Source organism: Stutzerimonas stutzeri (assembly GCF_024448895.1).
Taxonomy (GTDB): domain Bacteria; phylum Pseudomonadota; class Gammaproteobacteria; order Pseudomonadales; family Pseudomonadaceae; genus Stutzerimonas; species Stutzerimonas stutzeri_Q.
The window spans coordinates 1-655 of record NZ_JAMOIC010000077.1; the positions used below are offsets into that span (position 1 = coordinate 1).

Genomic DNA, 655 nt, shown 5'->3' on the forward strand with positions numbered 1-655 from the left:
AAGCGGTCGATCACATCCGAGCAGGGAAAAGCGGCTATTAAGAATACTCAGCCGCCCATCTCAACGAAATGCCCAAGTGATTTTGAACAGACTGAAGCGATTAATTGCCCACCTCAACAACCTTAGCGTCGGGTGCGTGGTTTTTCACCGACTCGATACCCTTGTCGCGTGAGGCTTCGGAGGCATATGACTGGCTCGTCCCGACTACTTGGTGATTACCCGCCTTAAGGTTGAACATAAACTTGTCAGCCCCGCTGGCCTTACGCTCGTAGCGTGCATCATCAGGCGCATTTTTTTTGACTGACTCGACTCCATTTAGACATCCAGACTTATCCTTGTAGCCCTCGCTGGCCAGAATTGCTTGGCCATTGTTGGCTTTGAGCCGAAAACGAAATTCACCCGCTTTGTCGTTGTATATTTCAAACGTCCCAGACATATAGCTATTCCTTATTTTTGGCTTTCATGAGATCCATCGATATCGCTGCGGTCCAAAAAATGACTGTTTGCCCATTAGAAATATGGTTTCTGTGTGATGCTAGCCAGGCAAAATCGATGCTCCAGCTTCAGTAGAACTGCATGACAAATGCACCATACCCCAAGAGCTAAACCAGATTTTTGAACAGTCAAAGTATAGACACAGATCTCAACACGGCTC

Annotated in this window: 1 protein-coding gene; it reads right to left on the reverse strand. The window is 47.3% G+C overall.

Translation table 11 applies throughout. The annotated features are described in order from the left end of the window. Positions 1-100 precede the first annotated feature (100 nt). Complete coding sequence (locus NA619_RS25015; protein WP_003118434.1) at positions 101-436, reverse strand: YegP family protein; 336 nt, start codon at positions 434-436, stop codon at positions 101-103. Positions 437-655 lie beyond the last annotated feature (219 nt).

Excerpts from the sequence above, each read along its gene's own strand:
- NA619_RS25015 (WP_003118434.1), bottom strand. The coding sequence starts at position 436 with ATGTCTGGGACGTTTGAAATATACAACGACAAAGCGGGTGAATTTCGT.